Source organism: Gracilibacillus alcaliphilus (assembly GCF_016909015.1).
GTDB lineage: Bacteria > Bacillota > Bacilli > Bacillales > Amphibacillaceae > Gracilibacillus > Gracilibacillus alcaliphilus.
This window is the reverse complement of the sequence record NZ_JAFBFA010000002.1, coordinates 32,571-54,652: the sequence shown is the minus strand read 5'-3', so window position 1 is coordinate 54,652 and position 22,082 is coordinate 32,571. Positions and strand designations below refer to the sequence as shown.

17 protein-coding genes and 1 riboswitch are annotated in these 22,082 nt (G+C 41.0%); of the genes, 7 read left to right on the top strand and 10 right to left on the bottom strand.

Annotated features, from left to right (window positions below; all coding sequences use genetic code 11):
• Positions 1-182: 182 nt before the first annotated feature.
• The 4 genes from JOD18_RS02040 to JOD18_RS02025 form a co-directional block, all read right to left on the bottom strand.
• Positions 183-287, bottom strand: a complete 105-nt coding sequence (locus JOD18_RS02040; RefSeq protein ID WP_204667267.1) for a YjcZ family sporulation protein — start codon at positions 285-287, stop codon at positions 183-185.
• Between the two features lie 208 nt (positions 288-495).
• A complete protein-coding gene (locus JOD18_RS02035) occupies positions 496-1,248 on the bottom strand; it encodes an SDR family NAD(P)-dependent oxidoreductase (RefSeq protein ID WP_204667266.1) in 753 nt (250 codons plus the stop codon).
• A gap of 10 nt (positions 1,249-1,258) precedes the next feature.
• The gene (locus tag JOD18_RS02030; protein ID WP_204667264.1) at positions 1,259-2,392 is read right to left on the bottom strand and encodes a trans-sulfuration enzyme family protein; all 1,134 of its coding nucleotides are present in this window, start codon (positions 2,390-2,392) and stop codon (positions 1,259-1,261) included.
• A gap of 302 nt (positions 2,393-2,694) precedes the next feature.
• Positions 2,695-3,537 (bottom strand): DegV family protein, encoded by an 843-nt coding sequence (locus JOD18_RS02025; RefSeq protein ID WP_204667262.1) that lies wholly within the window; start codon positions 3,535-3,537, stop codon positions 2,695-2,697.
• Positions 3,538-4,059: 522 nt separating this feature from the next.
• Positions 4,060-4,163: riboswitch (TPP riboswitch) on the top strand.
• Positions 4,164-4,266: 103 nt separating this feature from the next.
• Here JOD18_RS02025 and JOD18_RS02020 point away from each other — a divergent pair.
• Genes JOD18_RS02020 through JOD18_RS02005 form a run of 4 tightly spaced genes read left to right on the top strand, consistent with a single transcriptional unit; the run spans position 4,267 to position 7,798 of the window.
• Positions 4,267-4,869 (top strand): Ykof family thiamine-binding protein, encoded by a 603-nt coding sequence (locus JOD18_RS02020; protein WP_204667260.1) that lies wholly within the window; start codon positions 4,267-4,269, stop codon positions 4,867-4,869.
• Between the two features lies 1 nt (position 4,870).
• Positions 4,871-5,476, top strand: a complete 606-nt coding sequence (locus JOD18_RS02015) for an ECF transporter S component (protein WP_204667448.1) — start codon at positions 4,871-4,873, stop codon at positions 5,474-5,476.
• Positions 5,454-7,028, top strand: a complete 1,575-nt coding sequence (locus JOD18_RS24740) for an energy-coupling factor transporter ATPase (protein WP_204667258.1) — start codon at positions 5,454-5,456, stop codon at positions 7,026-7,028. The genes JOD18_RS02015 and JOD18_RS24740 overlap by 23 nt, the downstream gene beginning before the upstream one ends.
• Entirely contained in the window at positions 7,025-7,798 is a 774-nt protein-coding gene (locus JOD18_RS02005; protein ID WP_204667257.1) for an energy-coupling factor transporter transmembrane component T family protein, read from the top strand. Before JOD18_RS24740 ends, JOD18_RS02005 begins: the two co-directional genes overlap by 4 nt.
• Before the next feature lie 104 nt (positions 7,799-7,902).
• On the opposite strand, the gene JOD18_RS02000 is transcribed toward JOD18_RS02005, so the two are convergent.
• The 5 genes from JOD18_RS02000 to qoxA all read right to left on the bottom strand — a co-directional run bounded on the left by JOD18_RS02000 (position 7,903) and on the right by qoxA (position 12,560).
• Positions 7,903-8,331 (bottom strand): N-acetyltransferase, encoded by a 429-nt coding sequence (locus tag JOD18_RS02000; protein ID WP_204667256.1) that lies wholly within the window; start codon positions 8,329-8,331, stop codon positions 7,903-7,905.
• Between the two features lie 301 nt (positions 8,332-8,632).
• Positions 8,633-8,938: a cytochrome aa3 quinol oxidase subunit IV gene (gene qoxD / locus JOD18_RS01995; RefSeq protein WP_204667255.1), complete on the bottom strand. Its 306-nt coding sequence runs from the start codon at positions 8,936-8,938 to the stop codon at positions 8,633-8,635.
• Positions 8,939-9,535 (bottom strand): cytochrome aa3 quinol oxidase subunit III, encoded by a 597-nt coding sequence (gene qoxC / locus JOD18_RS01990; protein ID WP_204667254.1) that lies wholly within the window; start codon positions 9,533-9,535, stop codon positions 8,939-8,941.
• Positions 9,532-11,478, bottom strand: coding sequence for a cytochrome aa3 quinol oxidase subunit I (gene qoxB / locus JOD18_RS01985; protein ID WP_204667253.1), 1,947 nt, complete (start codon positions 11,476-11,478; stop codon positions 9,532-9,534). The genes qoxC and qoxB overlap by 4 nt, the downstream gene beginning before the upstream one ends.
• A gap of 17 nt (positions 11,479-11,495) precedes the next feature.
• Positions 11,496-12,560 carry a cytochrome aa3 quinol oxidase subunit II gene (gene qoxA / locus JOD18_RS01980; RefSeq protein WP_204667252.1) on the bottom strand — a complete coding sequence of 355 codons (1,065 nt, stop codon included), beginning with the start codon at positions 12,558-12,560 and terminating at the stop codon, positions 11,496-11,498.
• Positions 12,561-13,141: 581 nt separating this feature from the next.
• Here qoxA and JOD18_RS01975 point away from each other — a divergent pair.
• The 3 genes from JOD18_RS01975 to JOD18_RS01965 all read left to right on the top strand — a co-directional run bounded on the left by JOD18_RS01975 (position 13,142) and on the right by JOD18_RS01965 (position 16,285).
• The gene (locus tag JOD18_RS01975) at positions 13,142-13,837 is read left to right on the top strand and encodes a response regulator (protein ID WP_204667251.1); all 696 of its coding nucleotides are present in this window, start codon (positions 13,142-13,144) and stop codon (positions 13,835-13,837) included.
• Positions 13,824-15,212: an ATP-binding protein gene (locus JOD18_RS01970; protein ID WP_204667250.1), complete on the top strand. Its 1,389-nt coding sequence runs from the start codon at positions 13,824-13,826 to the stop codon at positions 15,210-15,212. The genes JOD18_RS01975 and JOD18_RS01970 overlap by 14 nt, the downstream gene beginning before the upstream one ends.
• Positions 15,213-15,364: 152 nt before the next feature.
• The gene (locus tag JOD18_RS01965) at positions 15,365-16,285 is read left to right on the top strand and encodes a cation diffusion facilitator family transporter (protein WP_204667248.1); all 921 of its coding nucleotides are present in this window, start codon (positions 15,365-15,367) and stop codon (positions 16,283-16,285) included.
• Positions 16,286-16,427: 142 nt separating this feature from the next.
• Here the strand turns inward: JOD18_RS01965 and JOD18_RS25110 are convergent, their stop codons facing one another.
• Positions 16,428-21,896 carry an OmpL47-type beta-barrel domain-containing protein gene (locus JOD18_RS25110; RefSeq protein ID WP_204667246.1) on the bottom strand — a complete coding sequence of 1,823 codons (5,469 nt, stop codon included), beginning with the start codon at positions 21,894-21,896 and terminating at the stop codon, positions 16,428-16,430.
• Positions 21,897-22,082 lie beyond the last annotated feature (186 nt).

Here is a 22,082-nt window from a genome sequence, read left to right as displayed (position 1 = left end):
AAAACCAAAGAACCCCGTTAGATCTTACTTATACTTTTTGAAAAAATTCCCCCTGCTTCGAGAGAAATTTTGTTTAAATAAATCCGCGACTCCGTTGATGAAAGTGGTAAGATTTTCACCTTGTTTCCTCACAAAGAAACCTAACAACCATGAACTGATTGTTAGGTTTCTGAACGTTTGAATTAGTAACCACCATAGCCCCAAGAAGCACCGATGATGATTAAAAGAATGAATAACACCACAACCAATGCAAATCCTGAACCATAACCTCCGTATTGTCCGCTCATCAAAAATCCCTCCTTTTCATACTTACACTTATAAAGTATGTAAAAGAGCAAAAAAAGTCCCTGCAAATGAGCGAAATGGGTATTCACCTACTATATTAAAGAAAAAGTCCTAAAAAAGGATACAGCGGATTACTGTATTACCGCAACCATATCTTTACTTAGGTCCATCCGACTTGTGTCGGTAACACAGAAGTTCGTTGTTTAGATATTAAAGAATATCTTTCACACTAAGATATTTGCCATTCTCTATCTTTTCCATGTTGGTTATATAATCCGTCAACACCTTGGCAACTACTTCTGTATCACGCAGCTTGCCATCTGTTTTATAGTTTTTAAACTGCTCGACATCATGAAATTGAGCAGAATCAGATGATCGAATTTCCCCTTGCATATCCGTATCCATAATACTAGGATCAAATAACATAACTTTATGCCCTGTCCCTAATATGTCCTGTTCTAAGGCAACAGTTTTTGTGTAGCGATCCAAGGCTGCCTTAGAACTTCCATAAGCGCTCCAGCCATAAACGGAACGATTAGCAGCACCTGATGTCACATGGATCACCACGAGTGGAAGATTTGCTTCACGCCATGCTCCAAGCCAGTAGTTTGTTACTACCATTGGTGATAAGAGGTTTACATGTAGATGTTGTGATAGTGCACTCGTTTCTTGCTTTCCTACCTGCTCGATCGGTGATACAACAGCAGCATTTTGAATCAAATACAATGCCTCTAACGGTTTTGTTTCCAGTTGCGTCTTTATTTGTTGAAATACTTGTTCTGTTTGACCTATATCTGCTAAATCAACGGTAACATGTTGATAGCTACCTGGTAATTCAGCATGTGACAATGCCGGGTTATCGTTTCTAGCTAGGCCAATCACATGGATTGATCGTTCCATCAATAACTTGGCAATAGCGGCTCCTAATCCCTTCGATGTACCTGTTACTACTGCATACTTCAAGCTTGTTCCCTCATTTCTGTGATTGATCTAATGCATTTGTCATCATTTCAATAATATCTGCAATATCTTCTAATCCAACCGAAATACGCACGATGCCTTTGGTGATACCTAGCTGCCTTAATGCCGCCTCTGGCATATTGCGATGGGAAGTCCCCATTGGATAAGATGCACTTGTTTCAACTCCGGCTAATGTGGCTACAATTTTGATCCATCCCAACGATTGAAAAAATGCTTCCACGTTTGTATCTTCTTTCAGTTCTATTGTAACAATCGCACCATTGCCGCGTTCTGAAATAAATTCAGGGTAATATACTTTATCTAAAGCAGGGTGCTTCTTTAATGCTTCCGCTAAAGCAGCAGCATTTCTGACATGACGTTCCATCCGCACACTTAATGTCTTAATGCCACGAACTGTCAGCCAGGCTTCAAACGGACTTAAATTGGTTCCTAAATTGATTGCCTTCGTTCGGGCCGCTTTAATTAATGGACTGTCACCGGTTAACACTCCTGCCGTAATATCACTATGCCCCCCCAAATACTTGGTCGCACTATGGACGACTAAGTTAACACCTTGTAAATATGGCTGTATCAAATACGGAGTAGCAAATGTATTATCTACCATTACTTTCAAGTTGTAGCGATCTGCAAATTCTTTCACTTTCGTAAGATCCTCCACACGCAGCAACGGATTGGTCACTGATTCTGTATAAAGCAGTACGGTATTATCTTGCAAAAACGGTGAAAGATCTTCGGTAAAATCAGCAAAGCTTACCTCGATGCCAAAAGCAGTCAATTCTTCCGATAATAATTCATATGTACCGCCATATAAGTCCTCCGATGCTATGATATGATCTCCTGCCTTTGCCACTGCAAGAACTCCTATCAAAATAGCAGACAAGCCCGAAGACGTAGCAATACCATCTGGTGCCTCTTCTAATTGGGCAACTGCTTTTCCCAATTCATCGGTATTTGGATTCCCTACTCTGCTATATAAATAATCTCGTTCACCATGATAAAAATTTTCTATGTCCTGTAAATCTTTAAAGGTAAATGCCGAACTTTGATGAATAGGGGTTACTTTAGTTGGAATCCCCTCCCTTTGCATCGACACGTGTACAGATTTTGTATCAAATCCTTGTCCCATTATTATTAACGTCCTCTCTGTCTAAATATTCTGTATTTTCTATTATACTACTTTAACGCAAAAATGGCGTTTTTCCAATGAGAAAAATCGATCTAAAAGGAAAAATTATCCGTCCGTTTATTATACTATATATCACGGGAATGAGACTAAGATAGGTTCAGGTTCTTAGAGGAAAATAACTACCTTTGATAAGCAAAAAGATGGAGGCAGAAAAAGCGTTCTTCAATTCTTCCCTGCAGCTTGTACTGTCTAGACAAAAAAAGCATACCTCCTTTACGAAGTATGCCTTGAAATAAACTTGATTAGTCCCGCAGCCATGAAATACACATCGTACCATGTCCAGTGTGTACACCAGCTACAGGGACCAATGTTTGGACATGTACTTTGAGCTCGCTGTACTTCTCAGTAATTTCTGTTTTCCACTGATTAGCTTGCTCTATCACACCTGCATGTGAAATGCAGATTTCCTTTAACCGATATGTCTCCATCGCTTCTTCTAGCAAGTGAAACATCTGCAGCTTGGCACGTTTCTTAATTCGTACTTTATCCTTAACAACTACTTTCCCATCCTCAAATCCAAGGATTAAATGAAGCTTCAACAAAGAGGCAAACAAGGACTGTGCTGCACTAACTCTGCCGCTTCTGCGCATCTGTTCAAAGCTCTGAGGCATTAGATACATTTGGGCATTACTAGGATAACTTTGTAATTTTCTAACTATTTCATCAACTGCTAAACCTTGATCAGCTAGTTTAATCCCTTTTTTAATCATTTGACCTAAGGCAAAATCACCGATCTTTGAGTCAACCACATGTACGGGTATATCATACATATCAGAGGCTGCTACAGAGCTTTGATAGGTTCCTGTAAGCTTGCTGGAGGCATGGATAGCAATTACCATATCGTAGTCCTTTTGTAATTGTTCATACAGCGAAACAAAGTCACCAAAGGCCGGTTGACTGGTTTTTGCCCCCTCTCCATGTACTTTCAGCTTTTCATAGAAGGCTTCCTTTGATAGGTCAATATCTTCTCTATAGGAAACTCCATTAACAATAACATGCAACGGAATAATAAAGATATCATTTTTCTTAGCAAAAGTTTGATCTAATCCACATGTGCTGTCTGTTACCCATGCGATTTTTGTCATATGGTTAGCCCCATTTCTTATACTGCTAATGCAGTTATATTTCAGTTAATCATGATCCAATTCCTTGAAAAAAGGTTAGCTAGACCCGTTCTGTAAAAATGGATGTTTGAAAAAGTCCAGTTGGTTGGTACCTATTGATATCCTTATACTACCCGCGTTGAAATTTATATATTAATTGGATATTAAAAAATTCAAAGGAGATAGGGGAGGAAATGTTATTTGACTTAAAGGGGATGTTCGAGAAATTTCTATATTGGTTCCCGTTTTTTGCTTTTTTTACGAGGTCTTTCTGAACACACACTTAAAGCAGTACAAAGCAATTATACCACAAAAAATAATCAAAATTTAGTAATAAAGATATAATCGATAGTTACAGTTTATAAAGATTGTTGATTGCTGCATATATGAAGAATGGCTCCACCAATCTTTTTGACACAAACATCTTTACATCCTGCTAAGAATTATGTATGATAGCATTTAGAAAGGGAACAAACTTCCCTTCCATAACAAAAATTGCATAAACCGAGTCACTAGGGGAGCTGTTACAAACGGCTGAGAAGGTAAATACCTGACCCTTATTACCCGATCTAGATAATACTAGCGTGGGGAAGTGTAGTGAACCGTATGTTGATCCTTTTATGGTGATACTCTTTTTTACACATACGTACAAACTGCATTCCCATCGGAGTGCAGTTTTTTTATGGAGAAAATCAAACTGGAGGGATAACTATGCTAAATCATTGTGGAACAAGTCGAATTGCCGGATGTCAGTTTACACTCTTTCCAATGAGTGATGCTTTTGTTGAGATCATTTTATCGACATTAGAAGAAGTCGATACGTCTAAAGTGTGGAAACAGACAGATGATGTGACAACTTGTATTAGAGGAAAGCAAGTGCATATCTTTGATGTGACAAAAGCCATCTTTCTTCATGCAGCGAAAACGGGGGAACATGTTGCTATGAGCGGCACCTTCTCGATTGGCTGTCCAGGAGATACAGCAGGAGATGTCTATATGGATGAGTCTAATCAATTAATGAATGAGCCTTCATCGAGCAACATACAACAGCAAGCTGGATGCAAATTCTCTTTGTATCCACTAGGACGAGAAGACTATATGGATAAGATCTATCAACAGATTGATTGGTCAAAAACAACAGAAGTGACGGTGAGCCATGCCCATTATGCAACAAGACTAGATGGTGATGTTCATGATATTTTCCGTGTATTGCAGCATTCATTTGAACAAGTGCAGGCTGTAGTCTCACATGTAACGATGTCCTTTACGATTTCAGCCAACAGTCCCTCTCAACAAACAGTGAAGGAGAATTAGTATCATGAACCAATGGAAGCTAAAGGATATTGTTTTACTATCGATGCTTGGTGTAGTATTTGGGCTGATTTATCTGGCCTTCTTCGGGGTAGGCAATGTCCTCTATGGCCTGTTGACCCCTGTAGGCTTAGGGCCGCTTAGTTATGAATTGATTTTTGGCATCTGGTTTATCGTATCGATTATCGCTGCTTATATTATTAGGAAACCAGGTGTTGCTTTTGCTTCTGAGACGATTGCTGCCTTAACAGAGGTATTAGTTGGTTCTACGGCAGGACCTACCCTTATTTTGGCTGGAATGGTACAAGGGCTGGGAGCTGAATTAGCTTTTGCTGCTACTAAATGGCAGGATTACCGTTTACGGATTCTGCTTTTATCGGGTGTTACAGCAGCTATGGTCAGCTTCCCTTATCACTACTTTATGTCTGGTTTTGCTGCCCATGCCAGCTGGCTGGTTATCACCATGTTTATCACCCGTATGATTAGTGGAGCACTGATTGCCGGTTTATTAGGAAAATATATAGCAGATCAATTAGCTGCAACCGGTGTGCTTAGTGGGTATCCATTAGGAAAGGAGCGACAGCAACGTGAAGAACAGCGATCCGCATAGCCAGCCCTTATTTCAATTAAGGCAATTCTCCTTTTATTATCAAGGTCAGGAGCAAGCCGTAATTGATCAGCTTTCGCTTTCTTTATTTGCGGACGAAATCACCTTATTAATGGGGGCAAGCGGGGCAGGGAAAAGCACTCTTGCCCTCTGCTTAAATGGCCTGTATCCAGAAGCAGTAGAAGGAAAGACAGAAGGAGTCATTCTATATCAAGGAAAACCAACGCAAGCCTATGCCAAGGGATTACTTAATCAAAAGGTCGGTATAGTCTTTCAAGATCCCGAAAGCCAATTTTGTATGATCCGTGTCGAAGATGAACTAGCCTTTGTTTTAGAGAATCTAGCGGTACCTAGAGAAGACATGCAGGCACAAATCCAAGCGGCATTGGAACTGGTAGGTATGGAAGATTACCTTTATCACCGAATTCATGATTTATCTGGCGGTCAAAAACAGAAGATCGCCTTAGCCTCTGTGCTGCTGATGAAACCAGACTATTTGATCTTAGATGAGCCAACGGCAAACTTAGATCCGGTCTCTCGACTTGAATTTATCGAGGTGATTATCAAGGTACAAAAGGAGAAACAGCAAGGCATACTTGTGATTGAACACCAAGCTGAAGATTGGGTAGAGCGCGCCGATCGAATGGTGGTGTTCAATCAAGCTAGTCAAGTGATTATTGATGACCAGCCAGCAAAAGTTTTTGCTAACTATCAAGATATATTACATGCACAACGCATTGCCCTGCCTCCTGCATATCTTAAAAGACAGTCACTGCCGCAAAGCAGTCCAACCGCTGCTGTGCCGGTCATGGAAGTTCAACAGCTCGCTTTCCGACATAGGTCTCAATCTATATTACATGACGTATCCTTCTTTATTTATCCGGGGGAACTATTGGCGATATTAGGTGAAAATGGTGCAGGTAAATCGACGTTATTACAGCTGCTTACACGATTAAAACAGCCTCTGGAGGGTGAGATTACTTTCCAGCAGAAACCGTTAGCACAATGGTCTGAATATGAATTAAGACAACGAACCGGCTTTGTCTTTCAGCAACCAGAGCATCAATTTATTTGTGATACGGTTTATCAAGAAATTACGTTTGGAATGGAAGTCAACGAAATGCCTTCAGCCTATATCGAAAACAGAGCCGCTGCTTTATTGAGATTATTAGATTTAGAACAACATCAATTTCAAAATCCCTTTATGTTAAGTGGCGGACAGAAGCGGCGTTTAAGTGTTGCTACCATGCTGGATGAGACACCGGAAATATTATTTTTTGACGAGCCGACTTATGGACAAGATGCACAGACCACCAAGGAATTGCTAGGTATTATCGATAACTTGCAGCAACAAGGAACGGCTGTTGTTATGGTGACACATGATATGGAACTAGTGGCACAACATTGTCAGCGGGCCATCGTATTAAGTGAAGGTGGTATTGTGTTTGACGGCCCCCCATGTCACTTATGGAAAGAGAATCAGCTTTTAGATAAGGCTCGCTTACGAGCTCCTTATCACGAGCGAGTTACACAAAAGGCGGCGACCATCGGATGATACAGACCATTAACCCAACCATAAAAGCAGTCGCTGTGTTAATTCCCGGTATTTTACTAAGCTTTGCCTTTGATATAGTCACACCACTGCTGTTCCTTGTATATCTGTTGGTTTTAACTTTCTTTTTTGCTGCTATTCCTTGGAAAAAGTGGCTGTTGTTCTTTTTACCATTATCTATATTTGCAATGGGTGTCGCCTGGATGACCATGCTCTATACGGATGAATCTTATCAAACCGGCCCGGTCCTTTTTCAATTTCTTTGGTTTGAAGTTACTCTGGGTAGTCTGCAAGTAGGTGTGAGCTTGGCATTGCGTTCTTTATGCTTTATCACCTTATCCCTGCTGTTTGCCTTAACCACGGACCCTACGAAATTTATGCTTAGCTTAATGCAACAGGTAAAGCTTTCACCTAAGATAACTTATGGTATTCTGGCAGGATATCGTTTCTTACCTACCTTCCAAACCGAGCTTGTTCTTATTAAACAAGCCCATCAAATTCGGGGGGTACAGCGAGCAAAAGGCTTCAAGCAAAAGTGGCAGCATTATAAGCAATATGCCATTCCCTTACTTGCCAATTCAATTCGAAAAGCCGAACGAGTGGCTGTTGCAATGGAGTCCAAAGGTTTTACTGGTGATCGTCATCGCACTTTTTATCATGCCTTAACGATTTCTCTCAAAGATTGGCTTTTTTTAGCTGGGATGTTAGCAGCCTTAGCACTCGCTTACTATCTCTCCTACCAGCTAGGGTACTTACGCCTGATCGGTCAGTAAAGGCAGGAGTGATGATTTACCGCCAATTCTTCCTCTATAGTCTATAACAACATCAAAAAACACATGGGAGGCTCATCATCAGCTGATTCCCATGTGTTTCCTGATTATTTCTTCCATTCTAGGATAAATTCCTTTTCCATTGTATCTTCGTCAAGGGATTCGCCTGTCAGTTCAAAACCATTCTTCAAATAAAAATCAATCGAAGGCTGATTCTTTTGATAAACTTTTAATTCCAATCTATCCTTTTTTCCCTTGATAAATTCTAATAATTGTTTTCCATAACCTTTTCCTTGCTGTGCAACATCTACAAAAATAGCCGCCAGTGTTTCATCGACAACGGAAAGGAATCCCTGGATTCCACCTTGATCAGTAATCACATAGGTATCTGCCATCGGTAAATATTTTTCTTTCATAGCTTGTTTTTGCGAAGCCCAGTAATCTTTATTAATAAAATGATGGGCTTTAATCGAATTTTGATACCATAATTCTGCTAATTTATCAGAATCCTCTATGTGAAATGCTCTAATATTCATTGCTTTTTCTCCTTCTTGTTACTAATTTGCCACTATAACCTCCAACGGTTGCGATCCTACTATATCACAGAAGTTAAGGCAGTTATATTCCTGTCCATATCAACTGATTTTATACGTAGTTATCTGATGGTTCCAAGCCTTGCACTGGATCTTGGCCGCTGCCAACCGCCCTTGATATGTCATTATATATCCCCATTGGCAACACTGCAAGCACTGAGCTTACGAACGATTGCACCAGAATAAACATCTTTTAATTGGAACAAAAAAGAAGCCCCGACTGGAAGCTTCTTCTTGTTTTGCATTAGTGTAAATGAGCATGACCTGACGTTAATACCCAGATCGTACCGAACACAATAATTAATGCTAATATCACACTGCTGCCTATATTGAAGAGGTTTATCTTACCTTCTTTTCCTTCCGTAACGTGCATAAACATAAATAACTGAATTGCCGCTTGGAAGATGGCGAAGATACCAATAATCCACAGGATAGTGCTTGCTGAGAAATCCGTATTAAAGGCAACAAAGACAGCTAACAGCGTGAAGGCAATCGATAGTACAAATCCAACTAAGTGATTCCATGGAAAACGATGTGATTTTGCGTTCATTTACATCACCATCCCTTTCAAATAAACAAAGGTAAAGATAAAGATCCAAACGACATCAAGGAAGTGCCAGTATAAACTAGCAATAAATAGTTTACTAGATGTTTTCTCTGTAATACCTCGGCGCACCAGTTGAATGAGTAACATAATAATCCAAAAGACACCAAATGTGACGTGGGCTCCGTGCGTTCCTAGTAAAGTGAAAAAGGCAGCAGTAAAACCACTTGTTTGAATCGTGGCCCCCTCATGGATATAATGGATAAACTCATTAATCTCCATGTATAAGAAGCCTGCCCCTAATAATAAGGTTACGATCATCCAAATAAGCAAGCCCTTTTTATCATGATTGCGCATCGAATGTATCGCCAAACCACATGTAAAACTACTGGTCAATAATAAGAAGGTCTCTATCAAGACATCTTTCAAAATAAAGATGTCTTGACCGGACGGCCCAGCTGCCGTATTGTGTTCCAATATAAAATAAGAGGCGAATAAGGTTGAAAATAACACTATCTCCGCACCAAGAAATACCCAGAAACCTAAGATATTCATTTGGCTTTGATGAGATTTATATTCTAATGGTGTTGTCTGTGATGTCATTGTAAATCACCTCTCCACTTTCTTTCCTCTTCTTCCAACTCTTCCGGTTCAATATGATAGCCTTCATCATAATCAAATGAATTGGCTACCAGACCGACAATTATACCAATGGAAGCAATCACCGCTAAAGTAAACCACTCAAATACCAGGAAGAAACCAACTACACCAAAGGCTACAGCTAACACAATCGGTGTCCACGAGTTACTTGGCATATGAACGGATTTCAACTCTGATTTTTTTAAGCCGGTTTTACCTTGTTTTTTCTTATGCCAAAAATCATCTAATTGTTCTACTTGCGGTTCGACCGCAAAATTATATTCCGGTGCAGGTGAAGCTGTTGCCCATTCCAATGTCCGTCCATTCCATGGGTCATTACCTACATCTCTTGACGCATAACGGAAACTCCAATAAATGTTATAACATAAGGCGGCAAAGCCTGCTGCCATAATTAATGCTCCTATCGCTGATAAGCCCAGAAGCGGAGCCCAGCCAGTACTTTCAGAATAAGTGTACATACGGCGGGACATACCGTCTAATCCAACAAAGAACATTGGCATAAACGTCAAATTAAAGCCAATTACGAACAGCCAGAAATGCCATCTCCCAATCTTTTCGTTCAATTTGAAGCCAAACATTTTTGGCCACCAGTAATATAATCCCGCAAATACCGCAAACACCACACCTGGTATCAATACATAGTGAAAGTGCGCGACTAAGAACATCGTATTATGATACTGATAATCGGCCGCTGCCATCGCAAGCATAACACCTGTTACCCCGCCAATGGTGAAACAAGGGATAAAGGCCAACGCCCATAACATTGATGTGGAGAATTCGATCCTGCCTTTTCGTAGTGTAAACAGCCAGTTAAATATCTTCACACCAGTTGGAATAGCAATCATCATCGTAGTTAACGAAAAAATCGAGTTAACTGCTGCACTATTCCCCATCGTATAAAAATGGTGTACCCATACCAGCATACTGAGGAAGGCAATACCTGCGACAGCATATACCATCGATTTATAGCCATACAGGTTCTTACGCGCAAAGGTAGCAATCACCTCTGAGAACATGCCAAATGCCGGTAATACAACAATATATACCTCTGGGTGGCCCCATAACCAGAATAAGTTCAGCCATAGCATCGGATCACCGCCACTGGCAACCGTAAAGAAATGGGTGCCAAAGAGCCTGTCTAGTGACATATAAGCCAATGCTACTGTAAAGATTGGGAAGGCCGCCACAATAATGATCGATGTAATAAACGTCGTCCAGACGAAAATCGGCAGCTTCATCCAAGACATACCAGGTGCACGCATTTTGATAATGGTCACCACGAAGTTAATACCTGTTGCCAATGTACCAATCCCTGCAATCTGCAAGGCAATCGCATAGTAGTTATTACCGACACCAGGAGTAAATTCCTTCCCTGCTAATGGGAAATAAGAAGTCCAGCCTGCATCAGGTGAACCACCGATAACAAATGATAAGTTAAATAACATTGCTCCAGCAAAGAATAGCCAGAAACTTAATGCATTTAATTTCGGAAAGGCAACATCTCTTGCCCCGATTTGCAGCGGGATCACCACGTTCATAATCCCGATTAACAATGGCATCGCCATGAATAAGATCATGATCACACCGTGTGTCGTAAAGATTTCATCATAGTGCTGGGCATCGAGTAACTGCAGTTCCGGGCGGGACGTCTGTGCCCTCATCAATAAACCATCCACACCACCGCGGAAAAACATTAACACCCCTGCCAAAATATACATAATCCCAATTTTTTTATGATCAACTGTTGTGAACCATTCTCGCCATAACCATTTCCATCGTTTTAAATAGCTGACTAAAGCAACCAAACCGATTAAGGTAAGACCTATGGCAATTTGTGATGCTAAAATTAATGGGTCACCAGTAACGAAAAATTCATCAAATGTCATGTTGTTCACCACCTCTATTAATGATGTGAGTGATCTGCTGTATCAGATTCACTGTCTTGTTCCATATCATGATGTTCATGAGCTCCCTGTTCGGAAGCTTCGGTCTCATGCTGTTGATGTGTTTCCTGCTCATTATCAGTTTCTTCTCTCACACCTGATTGTTCTATTTCTCGAACAGGAACTTCCCCATCTTGAAAACCTTCTTGATGGTATTCTTTATATAGTTCCGGATCAATATATTGTTCTGAACCGCCATGAGCATGATCAATCCAGTCTAAATGCGTGCCATTGAACGTCATCCGCCCCAATACACTCGGCTCCAGCAATTCGCCATATTGATCTTCCGTGAGGTCATATGCTGTATTCTTTACATCATTGACCCACTCATTAAAGTCATCCTTTTCTAATGCTTCTACATCAAATGTCATGTGGGCATAGCCTTGCCCATTAAAGTTCGTGTTTCTGCCATAAAACGTTCCTGGTTTATCGGCAACCATATAAAGCTCTGTCTGCATATTGGCCATTGTGTATTTCTGACCTGCCAATTCTGGCACCCAGAACGATTGCATCGTACCAGCAGATGTCATTTTAAACTGAACAGGATGATCTGCTGGGATATTGATATAATTGACTGTCTCAATATCCTGATCCGGATAACTAAAGATCCATTTCCAATCCGCTGAGGTCACATGAATAACCAATGGCTCCTCTTCTTCATAGCCTTGTGGAACATCCTCTACTTCATAAATGGTTTTGGCAGTTGGTATCATCAAGGCAATAACAATTAAAACTGGGATGGTGAACCATGTAATTTCAAGCCAATGATTTCCTTTTTCTTCTTTCGGTTCAAAATCACCATCGTCTTTCCGAGCCCGATATTTCCAAATAAAGTAACCAAATAAGACAAATATAACGACTACAATCACCAGCATGAAAATAATCGAATATATAATTAAGTCTGTTAAACTTCTTGCAATCGGCCCCTTTGGATCAAAGACCAATAACTTTGATTCACAGCCCGCAAGGAAGACAGGAAGTAGTAACAATGTGAAAGTATATAGTAACTTCTTCATCGCTGTCATAGTTGTTCCCCTCTCTCTGTACACTTTCTATATTTTTTAATTGATTAATAAGCTCACGATTATTTATTTTCTCAACAAAATATGATGAAATTATGATGGATTAAAATTTGTCAAAAATTGTTCAAAATTAAACCTTGTTTTAAAAATCCATATACTGATAACGTTATAATGAATGCATAGGCAAGCAAACCTAGGTAGTTGATTTCATCATATGTTTGTGATGACGGACAGCTAAGCGATTACTTACAGGGTTTTGCCCTTTAGTTTCGTTTTGACGGACAGTAAAACGACTAGTCACAAGACTTTGTCCGTCATTTTTGTGAGGAGGAGGAGGTGAACTAATAAATCTTCAATTAGGAAACAACTTGTTACATTTATAATAATTGCCGGGTATATTGCTCATTTAAGTATATTTAACACAATCTATTTTACTAATTGCCTATTTTTATATACTATTTGAATAGGGGATGTCATTCCCTTCATCATTAAGCTGCAAACTATGATAAAGTGAAACTTTATGAAGTGGAAGACTTACAGTCAATTACACTGCGATTAATTTGTATAAATTGAGAGGGATAACGATGACGAAGCTTTTGATTGTCGATGATGAACAACGGATGCGTTCTATGCTGCAGTTGTTTTTACGAAATAATTTTGAATTAATGGAAGCAGAAAATGGCAAGCAGGCCGTACAGCTTTTTAAAAATAATTCAGTTGACCTTGTCTTGCTTGATGTAATGCTGCCAGACCTGGATGGTGTTGCTGCTTGTAAACAAATGAAGGCATTGAACCCTGATGTGCCTATTATTTTACTGACTGCACGAAATGAAACCTCTCAAAAAGTAGAAGGGTTGACTAATGGGGCAGATGATTATATAGTCAAACCGTTTGAACCAGAAGAATTACTGGCTAGAATTCATGTACAATTACGTCATTTTCACAAAGAGAAGCCCGCTAATATCTTACAGTTTGCCGAACTGGAGATTAATCCTGTCTCTCATTTTGTAAAGGTAAAAGGCAAAGAGGTAAAATATAGCCCGAAAGAGTTTGAGCTGTTATATTTATTAGCTGCCCATCCAAATCGAGTATACACGAGAGAGCAGCTGCTTGATATCATCTGGGGATTAGACGAAGTCGTTGACATCCGGACCGTGGATTCTCATGTTCGATATGTACGTGATAAATTAAAAAAAGCCGGTCTGTCCTATCAGCCAATCCAAACTGTCTGGGGAGTAGGCTATAAATTTGATTGGGAGGATAAACATGAAGCTGAATAGTGTGGTTTTTAAGCTTGGGGCTACGATTTTATTCTTACAATTGATTATTCTTATTCCATTAGGATATATTATCTTACAATTAATTTTGAACTACTCGATCAATCAGACAGAAACACAGCTCATCCAGCTGTCAGAAAAATATGCCGAACAAGTCGATGATTTAAAAGCACCGGAAAATCAACAATTGTTGGAACAATTAACCACAATGACCGATACAAGTGCCGCTATCCTTAACCAACAAGGAGAAATGGTACTGCAGACCAATTGGCACGATAACATTGTAGACGAGGCATTAGAAAACCCTCAGCTTCAACAATTAAAAGAAGGGGAAACGATTGTCGAAGGATATAATTTCAATGGCTCGAATTACTTGAAAGTAGCACAGCCAATCGCTACTCCCGATGGAATTCAAGGAAGTGTCGTCTTATTTTCATCATTTGGGTTAATTAGCAATTCCATTCATAACATTATCTTTCTTGTTATTCTGGCCAGTCTCGGCGCCGTTGTCTTAGCCATTGGTTTTACTATCTTTATTTCCAAAAAATTAGGTGCACCACTCGTTACGATGGAGAAAGTAGCCAAGGAAATAGCAGAACAGAAGAATTTTTCCTTGCGAGTGGATTATAAAGCGAATGATGAAATAGGTTCCTTAGCTCAGGCGATCAATCATTTGTCTGAAACATTAGAACGTTATCAAACCAATCGAAATGAGTTCTTTTCTAATATTACACATGAGTTGAAAACACCTCTTACTTATGTGAAAGGTTATGCCAATGCTGTCCGCCATGAGATGTACCAATCCAAAGAAGAACGAGACGAATTTCTCGAAATTATTGAGAATGAGAGTGATCATATCAGCAATTTAATGGATGACCTAACAGATATGTCGAAAATTGAAGAGGGTAAAATCGATCTCAATGTGGAAGAGTTGGATATGAACCATTTAGCTGAAGAAATGCTGAAAAGATCTCAATTTCGAGCAGCAGAAAAAGGACTCCAATTACACTTAGATATACCTGACCATACCATCTGGATTAAGGCGGATCGAAACCGAATGGATCAAATACTTACCAACTTAGTAGAAAATGCCGTTCGTTACACAGAAAAGGGCAGGATCACCTTAAGAATAGCGAATCAATCCGATCAAGTACTCGTGCAAGTGATAGATACGGGAATCGGCATTAAGCAGGAAGATGTTCCTTATCTATTTGAGCGTTTCTACCGTGTGGACAAATCCCGTTCACGGGCAAATGGCGGCACCGGACTTGGGCTGGCTATTGTTAAGCACTTAGTAGAAATGCATGAAGGCAGTATTGAAATAAACAGTGAATTAAACAAAGGTACTACGGTTAGTTTATACTTTCCTAAACAGTGAGACTAGGTGACCGCCTAGTCTTTTTAGCTTACAAAATAAACGGATCTATTCATCTTTTATTGTTTAGCCTATAAAATGGGCTTGCATCTGTGTTTTTATTATTTTATAATATGAATATATGTTCATATATTTGATTTAGGAGGAGTTTATTTATGGGACACGATCATCATGGTCACAGTCATGACCACCATCATCACCATACAAATAATAAAAAGGCATTATTGCTTAGTTTCATATTAATAGCAACTTTCATGATTGTTGAAGTCATCGGCGGTTTGCTGACAAATAGTCTGGCATTATTGTCAGATGCAGGCCATATGCTAAGTGATGCCGTTGCACTTGGTTTAAGTTTATTCGCCTTTAAACTAAGCGAGAAGGCCGCCAATGCTTCTAAAACATACGGTTATAAACGATTTGAAATTCTAGCAGCCTTAATTAATGGTGTGACCTTGCTGGCTATTTCTGTTTATATATTTTATGAAGCTTATCACCGCTTCTTTGATCCGCCAAATGTCAGCCCAATGATGCTCTGGATTGCCATTATTGGTTTGATTGTTAATATTGTCGTAGCCTTTATCTTGATGTCTGGCGGCGATACCAAGGGCAATTTGAATATGCGCAGTGCCCTGCTGCATGTCATGGGCGATTTATTAGGTTCTGTTGGGGCAATTATTGCCGGTTTATTGATTTTGTTCTTTAACTGGAATCTTGCAGACCCTATTGCCAGTATTGTCGTGGCTGTCTTAATTTTGATTAGCGGTTACCGTGTCACACGTGATTCTTTCCATATTTTAATGGAAGGAACACCGACACACCTTTCTTATCAAGAAATAGAGGCAGCTTTAATGAAATTGGATAACGTAATTAATATCCATGACTTGCATATTTGGATGATTACATCTGATTTTCCATCTTTCACTTGTCATATCGTGGTAGAAGAATCAACTGACAGAGATCAATTGTTACAAAAGGCTTCTGCCTTATTAAAAGATACATTCCAGATCGAGCATACCACTATTCAAATCGAAGGGGTACAAGCAGATATTCAACAGTCAGAAAATCATTGTCAATAATCCAACGGGAGATTTTCCTCAACAAGAGGCTTAAGCAATCGATTGATCATGCTGCACCATAAAAATGAACCTAACCAATTTTCTATCCAATAACAAAGCAGGCACTCACCAAGTATTTGGTAAGTGCCTCTTTTATTGGAATTTATAGCTGCTTTCTTTTACTGCGGAACCACCAGATACTGCTTCCTAATACAAGTAATATGCCTCCTGCCAGAAGCCAGTTGTATTGGTGTAAGGCGGTATTCGGTAAATCGACGGTAGGTGTGGGCTCCGAATCCTGCTCAGTACCGGCTGTTTGTTTTGCAGCTCCAGTCCGTGCAGCGGTGTCCGATGTGTTCGGCTTCGCTTCGGGTGTCTGGTCTGGTATTGGGGTTCCTTGTTCTGTTGTATCATCTGTCTCAGTCGGCATGTGATTATCTGTTTTCTCTGGTTCAGATGTCTCTTTATCAGGTATGGGTGAAATTTCTTCTGTCATCCATACACCATAGATCGAAAAATCGGTGACTGTTGCTGTTATGATACTTCCTGCCCTTTTTCCATCAATACGTTCCCATGCTTTGTTATCTTCTTGATAATGATAGAATCCGGCCTCATCACTGGCTTCTGTTACCCCCATCGTTAGAATAAACTTACCGGTGTAATCTTCCTCCCCTTCCGGATATATAAAGATGATATTATAGAGCTCACCAGCTAATTGAAAACCTTCAAAAGTCAGGTTATCGACTGATTTCACCTGTAGTCTCGTTTCTTCCGGCAAGTCAGCCGGCAATTGGATCGTTGTCTGTGTATCTCTCACAGTAATCGTTGTATCTGCTGCAACCAATACTGGCGGTTTATCTACTATAACCTCGGTTACTGCTGACTCTTGTGGTTCTTCTAGTTCAGCCTCCACAATAACTTCTATTAACGCCTTATGTTGATTGGGATTTGTTACACCATCTGGTAAAGTTACCTCTCCGGTAAAAAAGTAATTGCCAGCCATCTCGCCATCATAAACAGGTATGCCTTCATCCCAAGTAACAGATAAGTTAACTTGCTCTCCATCAGTTAATAATACTTCCACTTCTTCTGGAAGTGACAGCTTAAACAAAGGAGTCCCCTTGGCTACTTGCTGTTTCACCAGTGTGAAAATTCTCTGAATACTTACTTCCGGCTCTTCTGGTACCGAAGCTTGTTTGGTAGTAACTTCTATATTCGCTGCTGAAGTATTATCCGATGGATCAACTGCTATTAGCTGATAATGATAGGTTGTGCCTGCCTGCACAGAATGGTCCGTATAGCTTGTTGCTTCGCCATCGATTCGTGCAATTTCCTCATCATCACGAATTAAGCGATATTCCTTAATACCTGCCAAATCTCGGGCAGAGAATGTGAATACAATGTTATCTGTGGTGACTTCAGTAGCTTCTAGCGTAACTTCTGTCGGTGCTATCGTATCTATCACATTGATCGTGCGTATCACACGAGTTGTGTTACCAGAGCTGTCCATCACGATGTATGTTAACCGATATGTTCCGATTTGACTGATATCAACACTGCCTGTGACAGTAACCTGTTCACTGATATCGCCATCATAATTATCTGAAGCGGTGGCTCCTGCTTCAGCATAGTCATCACCAAGTTCAATGGTGACCTCTTCCTCTCCTTGTAACGTTATCTCGGGAACTGTGGTATCTACAACCTCTACTGTACGGATTACCTCGGTCTGATTTCCAGAATGGTCGGTTACTTGGTAGGTCACTGGGTAAGATCCTATCTTTGAGGTATCGATAGAACCTGTTATTTCAATTTGATCACTGATATCACCGTCTGCATTATCTGTTGCAGCAGCTCCAGCTTCTTGATAGTCTGTTCCTACCTCTAAGATAAGTGGGTTATCACCTTTTAAAGTAATAACAGGGTATTCCTTATCGACTACCAGTACCACACGTGTTTTGCTGGTTTGATTCCCGGCCACATCCTGCACCATGTAAACTAACTCTTGCGCTCCTATTTTATTCGTGTCTATTTCTCCTATAACCGTTGTTTGTAAGTCACCCGTAAAATTATCTTCTGCCTGATAACCGGGTTCCGTAAAGACTTCACCATGCTGAACAGTCAGAGGATTATCTCCAAGCAAAGTCAGTTCTGGTGCTGTACGGTCGATTCGGACCACATCCTGTACCGTCTCACTGATATTACCTGCTTGATCAACAGCTCGGGCTACAATCGTTGTTTCTCCTTCTCTGGTAATAGCTAATCCATCTGCATAAGTAAACCATGCTCCTTCACCATTTAATTGATACTCGATGTTGCTGTTGTCCTCACTGGTTGCCATCGTCACCGACACACTGCTAGCATTGGTCCAATCATTCGTTTCCACGGTGAGGGTTGGAACAGCAGGCATGGTCCGTTTGATTTGTACCATCGCTTTGGCTATTTCACTAGTATTGCCTGCTTGATCGACAGTACGAGCCTCAATCGCCGTTTCGCCTGCATCTGTAATCGATAAAGCTGTATCATAGGTTTGCCATTCGCCTTCGCCTATACGGTATTCTGTCCGATCTACACCACTTTTCCTATCCTCACCTGCTGTAATCATTGCTGTAACTGCATCCGCATTGGTCCAGCCAACTGGATTCAGCTGTATTGACGGGGACGTTGGAGCCGTTTGATCTATATGGATGATCTGTGTTGTTTCCGCTTGATTTCCTGCTTGATCAGAGGCTCTTATCTCTATTTGATGTGTCCCTGCTTCAGTAATGGAGGTATCGTAGGCAAAATCAGTCTTATCCTCAATAATTTCACCATTGATGCTGATCATCCACTCCTCCATCGCTTGATCGGCCACTTCCACGGATAAATAAACCGTTTGATTTGTCCATGTGTCATGTTCATAGGCAACTCCATCCTCACCTTGTGTCATCGTGACATTTATCACTGGATTGGTACGGTCGATCCGAATCGTCTCCTCTGTAATCTCACTTCTAGTGCCAGCTTGGTTCACTGCCCTGGCATAAATCGTGGTCTCGCCCTCCTTGCTAAGGACGATTTCTTCTTCATAAGTCAGCCAATCTCCCTCTGTACCGTCTAGTTGATATTCAATCGTGGTGTGTTCCTCCGTAACTATGATACGAGCAGTTACCTGATCAGCATTGGTCCACTCCTTGATATCTACCGAAATACTTGGGGCAGCGGGAAGATTACGGTTAATTTGTACCATGGCTTCAGCAACTTCACTGATATTGCCTGCTTGATCGATCGTTCGTGCATATACAGTGGTTTCCCCTTCTTCTGAAACAGGAAAAGCTGCCTCGTAAAGTATCCATTCTCCATCTTCCCCGATTCGATACTCGGTTCGAGCTGCTCCACTGCCTTGATCCTCTCCATCTGTGATGGTAACAAGCACGTTTTCCTCATTGGTCCAGCCGCTTGGTTCCAGTTCAATCGTTGGAGCGTCAGGAGCAATATCATCATGTAAAATCGATAAAACGACTGGCTCGCTTGCTATACCATAAGAAATCGTTATGACCTCTAATTGATTTTGCTGATTTGGCGTTAACTCCACACCTTCCAGCGTAAATTCGCCTGTTTCTTCCTCTGCTGTTACACTTTTTTCCTCCTCACCATATGTGACCTTTACTTCACTGCCGGGTTCTGCTATTCCCTCTATATCAATGGTAGATTGATTTGTCACCTCTGGATAGTCCTCGATATCTGGTGACTCAGGGGCGCCGATTCGAAACAGGTTAGATTCTGTATAAGCGGATATTCCAATGTCTGTAATTAATTGAATACGCAGCTTCGTCTGGTTCGTCTCTTGTAATTTTCCTATCCATGATGTATGATCCCCGTCGAACTCCGCTACTAAAGTCCAATCCTCTCCATCCCATTGTTCCAATCTATAGGTACGGGAATCTGTTTCTCCAATCCCCCAGATTACCGAAATAAATGGTGACCAACGCCAGTTCACTTCTACCTCTGTTTCTGGGTTTGCTACACTAGTAACTTCTAAAGCTAGAGGTGCTTGAGGTGAAAAATCGAGTTGTCTATAGCTATTGCTGCCCGTACCAACTATTTTTCCTTCTGTTGTGAAACCGACGGTATGATAACTCCCTACCGCAACTTGAACAATATTTTCCCAGCCTCCTACATTCAATTGCCCCCAAAAATTGTGCCCTGCAGCTACCACTGTACCATCTGCTTTTAAACCAATCGTATGCAAGGTACCTGCTGCAACTTGAACAATATCCTGCCATTCTTCTACATTTAATTGGCCTTGCGAATTATTCCCGACAGCGACAACGGTACCATCAGGTTTTAAACCAACCGTATGTAGAGCGCCTGTCTCCACTTGGATCATATCTTCCCAATCCGTTACATTTAGTTGACCTTGCGAATTATTCCCAGCTGCGATAACAGTACCATCTGCTTTTAGACCAATCGTATGATTGGCGGCTGCTGCAACTTGGACGATATTTTCCCAATCGCCTATATTCAGCTGACCAGAGGCATTGGTCCCCACAGCGACAACGATGCCATCTGTTTTTAAACCGACAGTATGCGCTTCACCTGCTGCAACTTGTTCGACATGCTCCCAGTCTGTAACATTCATCTCTCCATGATTATTCCAGCCTGCCGCTCTCACCTTACCAGCATTGGTTACACCCACAATATGCAAGTCACCTGCCGCAATTTGCGTCATATCTTCCCAATCATCCAAATTGAGTATATTTGCTGCATTCCTTCCTACAGAGGCGGCTGTACCATCTTCTTTCAAATGAATGGTATGCCCGTCGCCTGCTGCAATTCGCGTAGGATATGCAGGAAATTCTAACTCCGTATGCAGGATAGACAGGGACACAGGAACACTGGTGAGCCCATAAGAAACAGCTGTAACCTCGAATGCATTCACCTGATTTGGAGTCAATTCTAATCCTGCCAGCGTAAATTCGCCGGTTTCTTCATCTGCCATGGCACTTGCTTCTTCCTCACCATAGCTGACGATTACTTCACTGCCAGGTTCAGCAGTCCCTGCAATATCAACAACAGTTTGATTCGTTCGCTTTGGATAATCACTAATTTCTGGTGGAACAGGTGCACCGATTCGAAATGAATCGGACTCTGTATAACCCGATTCACCAGCATCAGTAACTGCTCGCATACGCAATGTTGTTTGTTTTGTCTCAGCCAGTTTTCCTGTCCATGATGTCTGATCCCCAGTTACCTCTGCTAATAAAACCCAATCCTCTCCATCTTGTTGTTCCAATTCATACTTACGGGAGGCCGCTGCTCCTGTTCCCCAAGTTGCCGGGGCTTCCCAGGTCGCTTCTGCGTCTGTTTCCAGGTCGGCGACACTTGTGACTTCTAATGCTCGTGGTTCTTGAGGAAGGAAATTCAGCTGACCGAAGTTCTGCCGACCTACACCGATTAAAGTACCATCACTTTTTAAACCAACGGTAACTACCCCTTTGGTAGAAACTTGAACAATATCTTCCCAATCCGTTACATTCATTTCACCTTCCCAATTAATTCCCGTGGCTACAACGGTGCCATCCTCCTTTAACCCAACGGTATGGCTGCTACCGCCTGCGACTTGAACAATATTTTTCCAGTCCGCTACACCTGACATATTTATGATGCCCCCAATTTCCTTCTCTCTCTTTTAACAGGCTTGGAAATAGTCTATCATCATGTAATGAAAACAAAATGAAAGAATCGGTATGTTATAGACTGAAAACGCAAAAAAAAGAGAGCAGAAGAACTACTCTCTCCATAATAGCGATAGGAATATCATCTAAACTTTTCTATCTCCTTG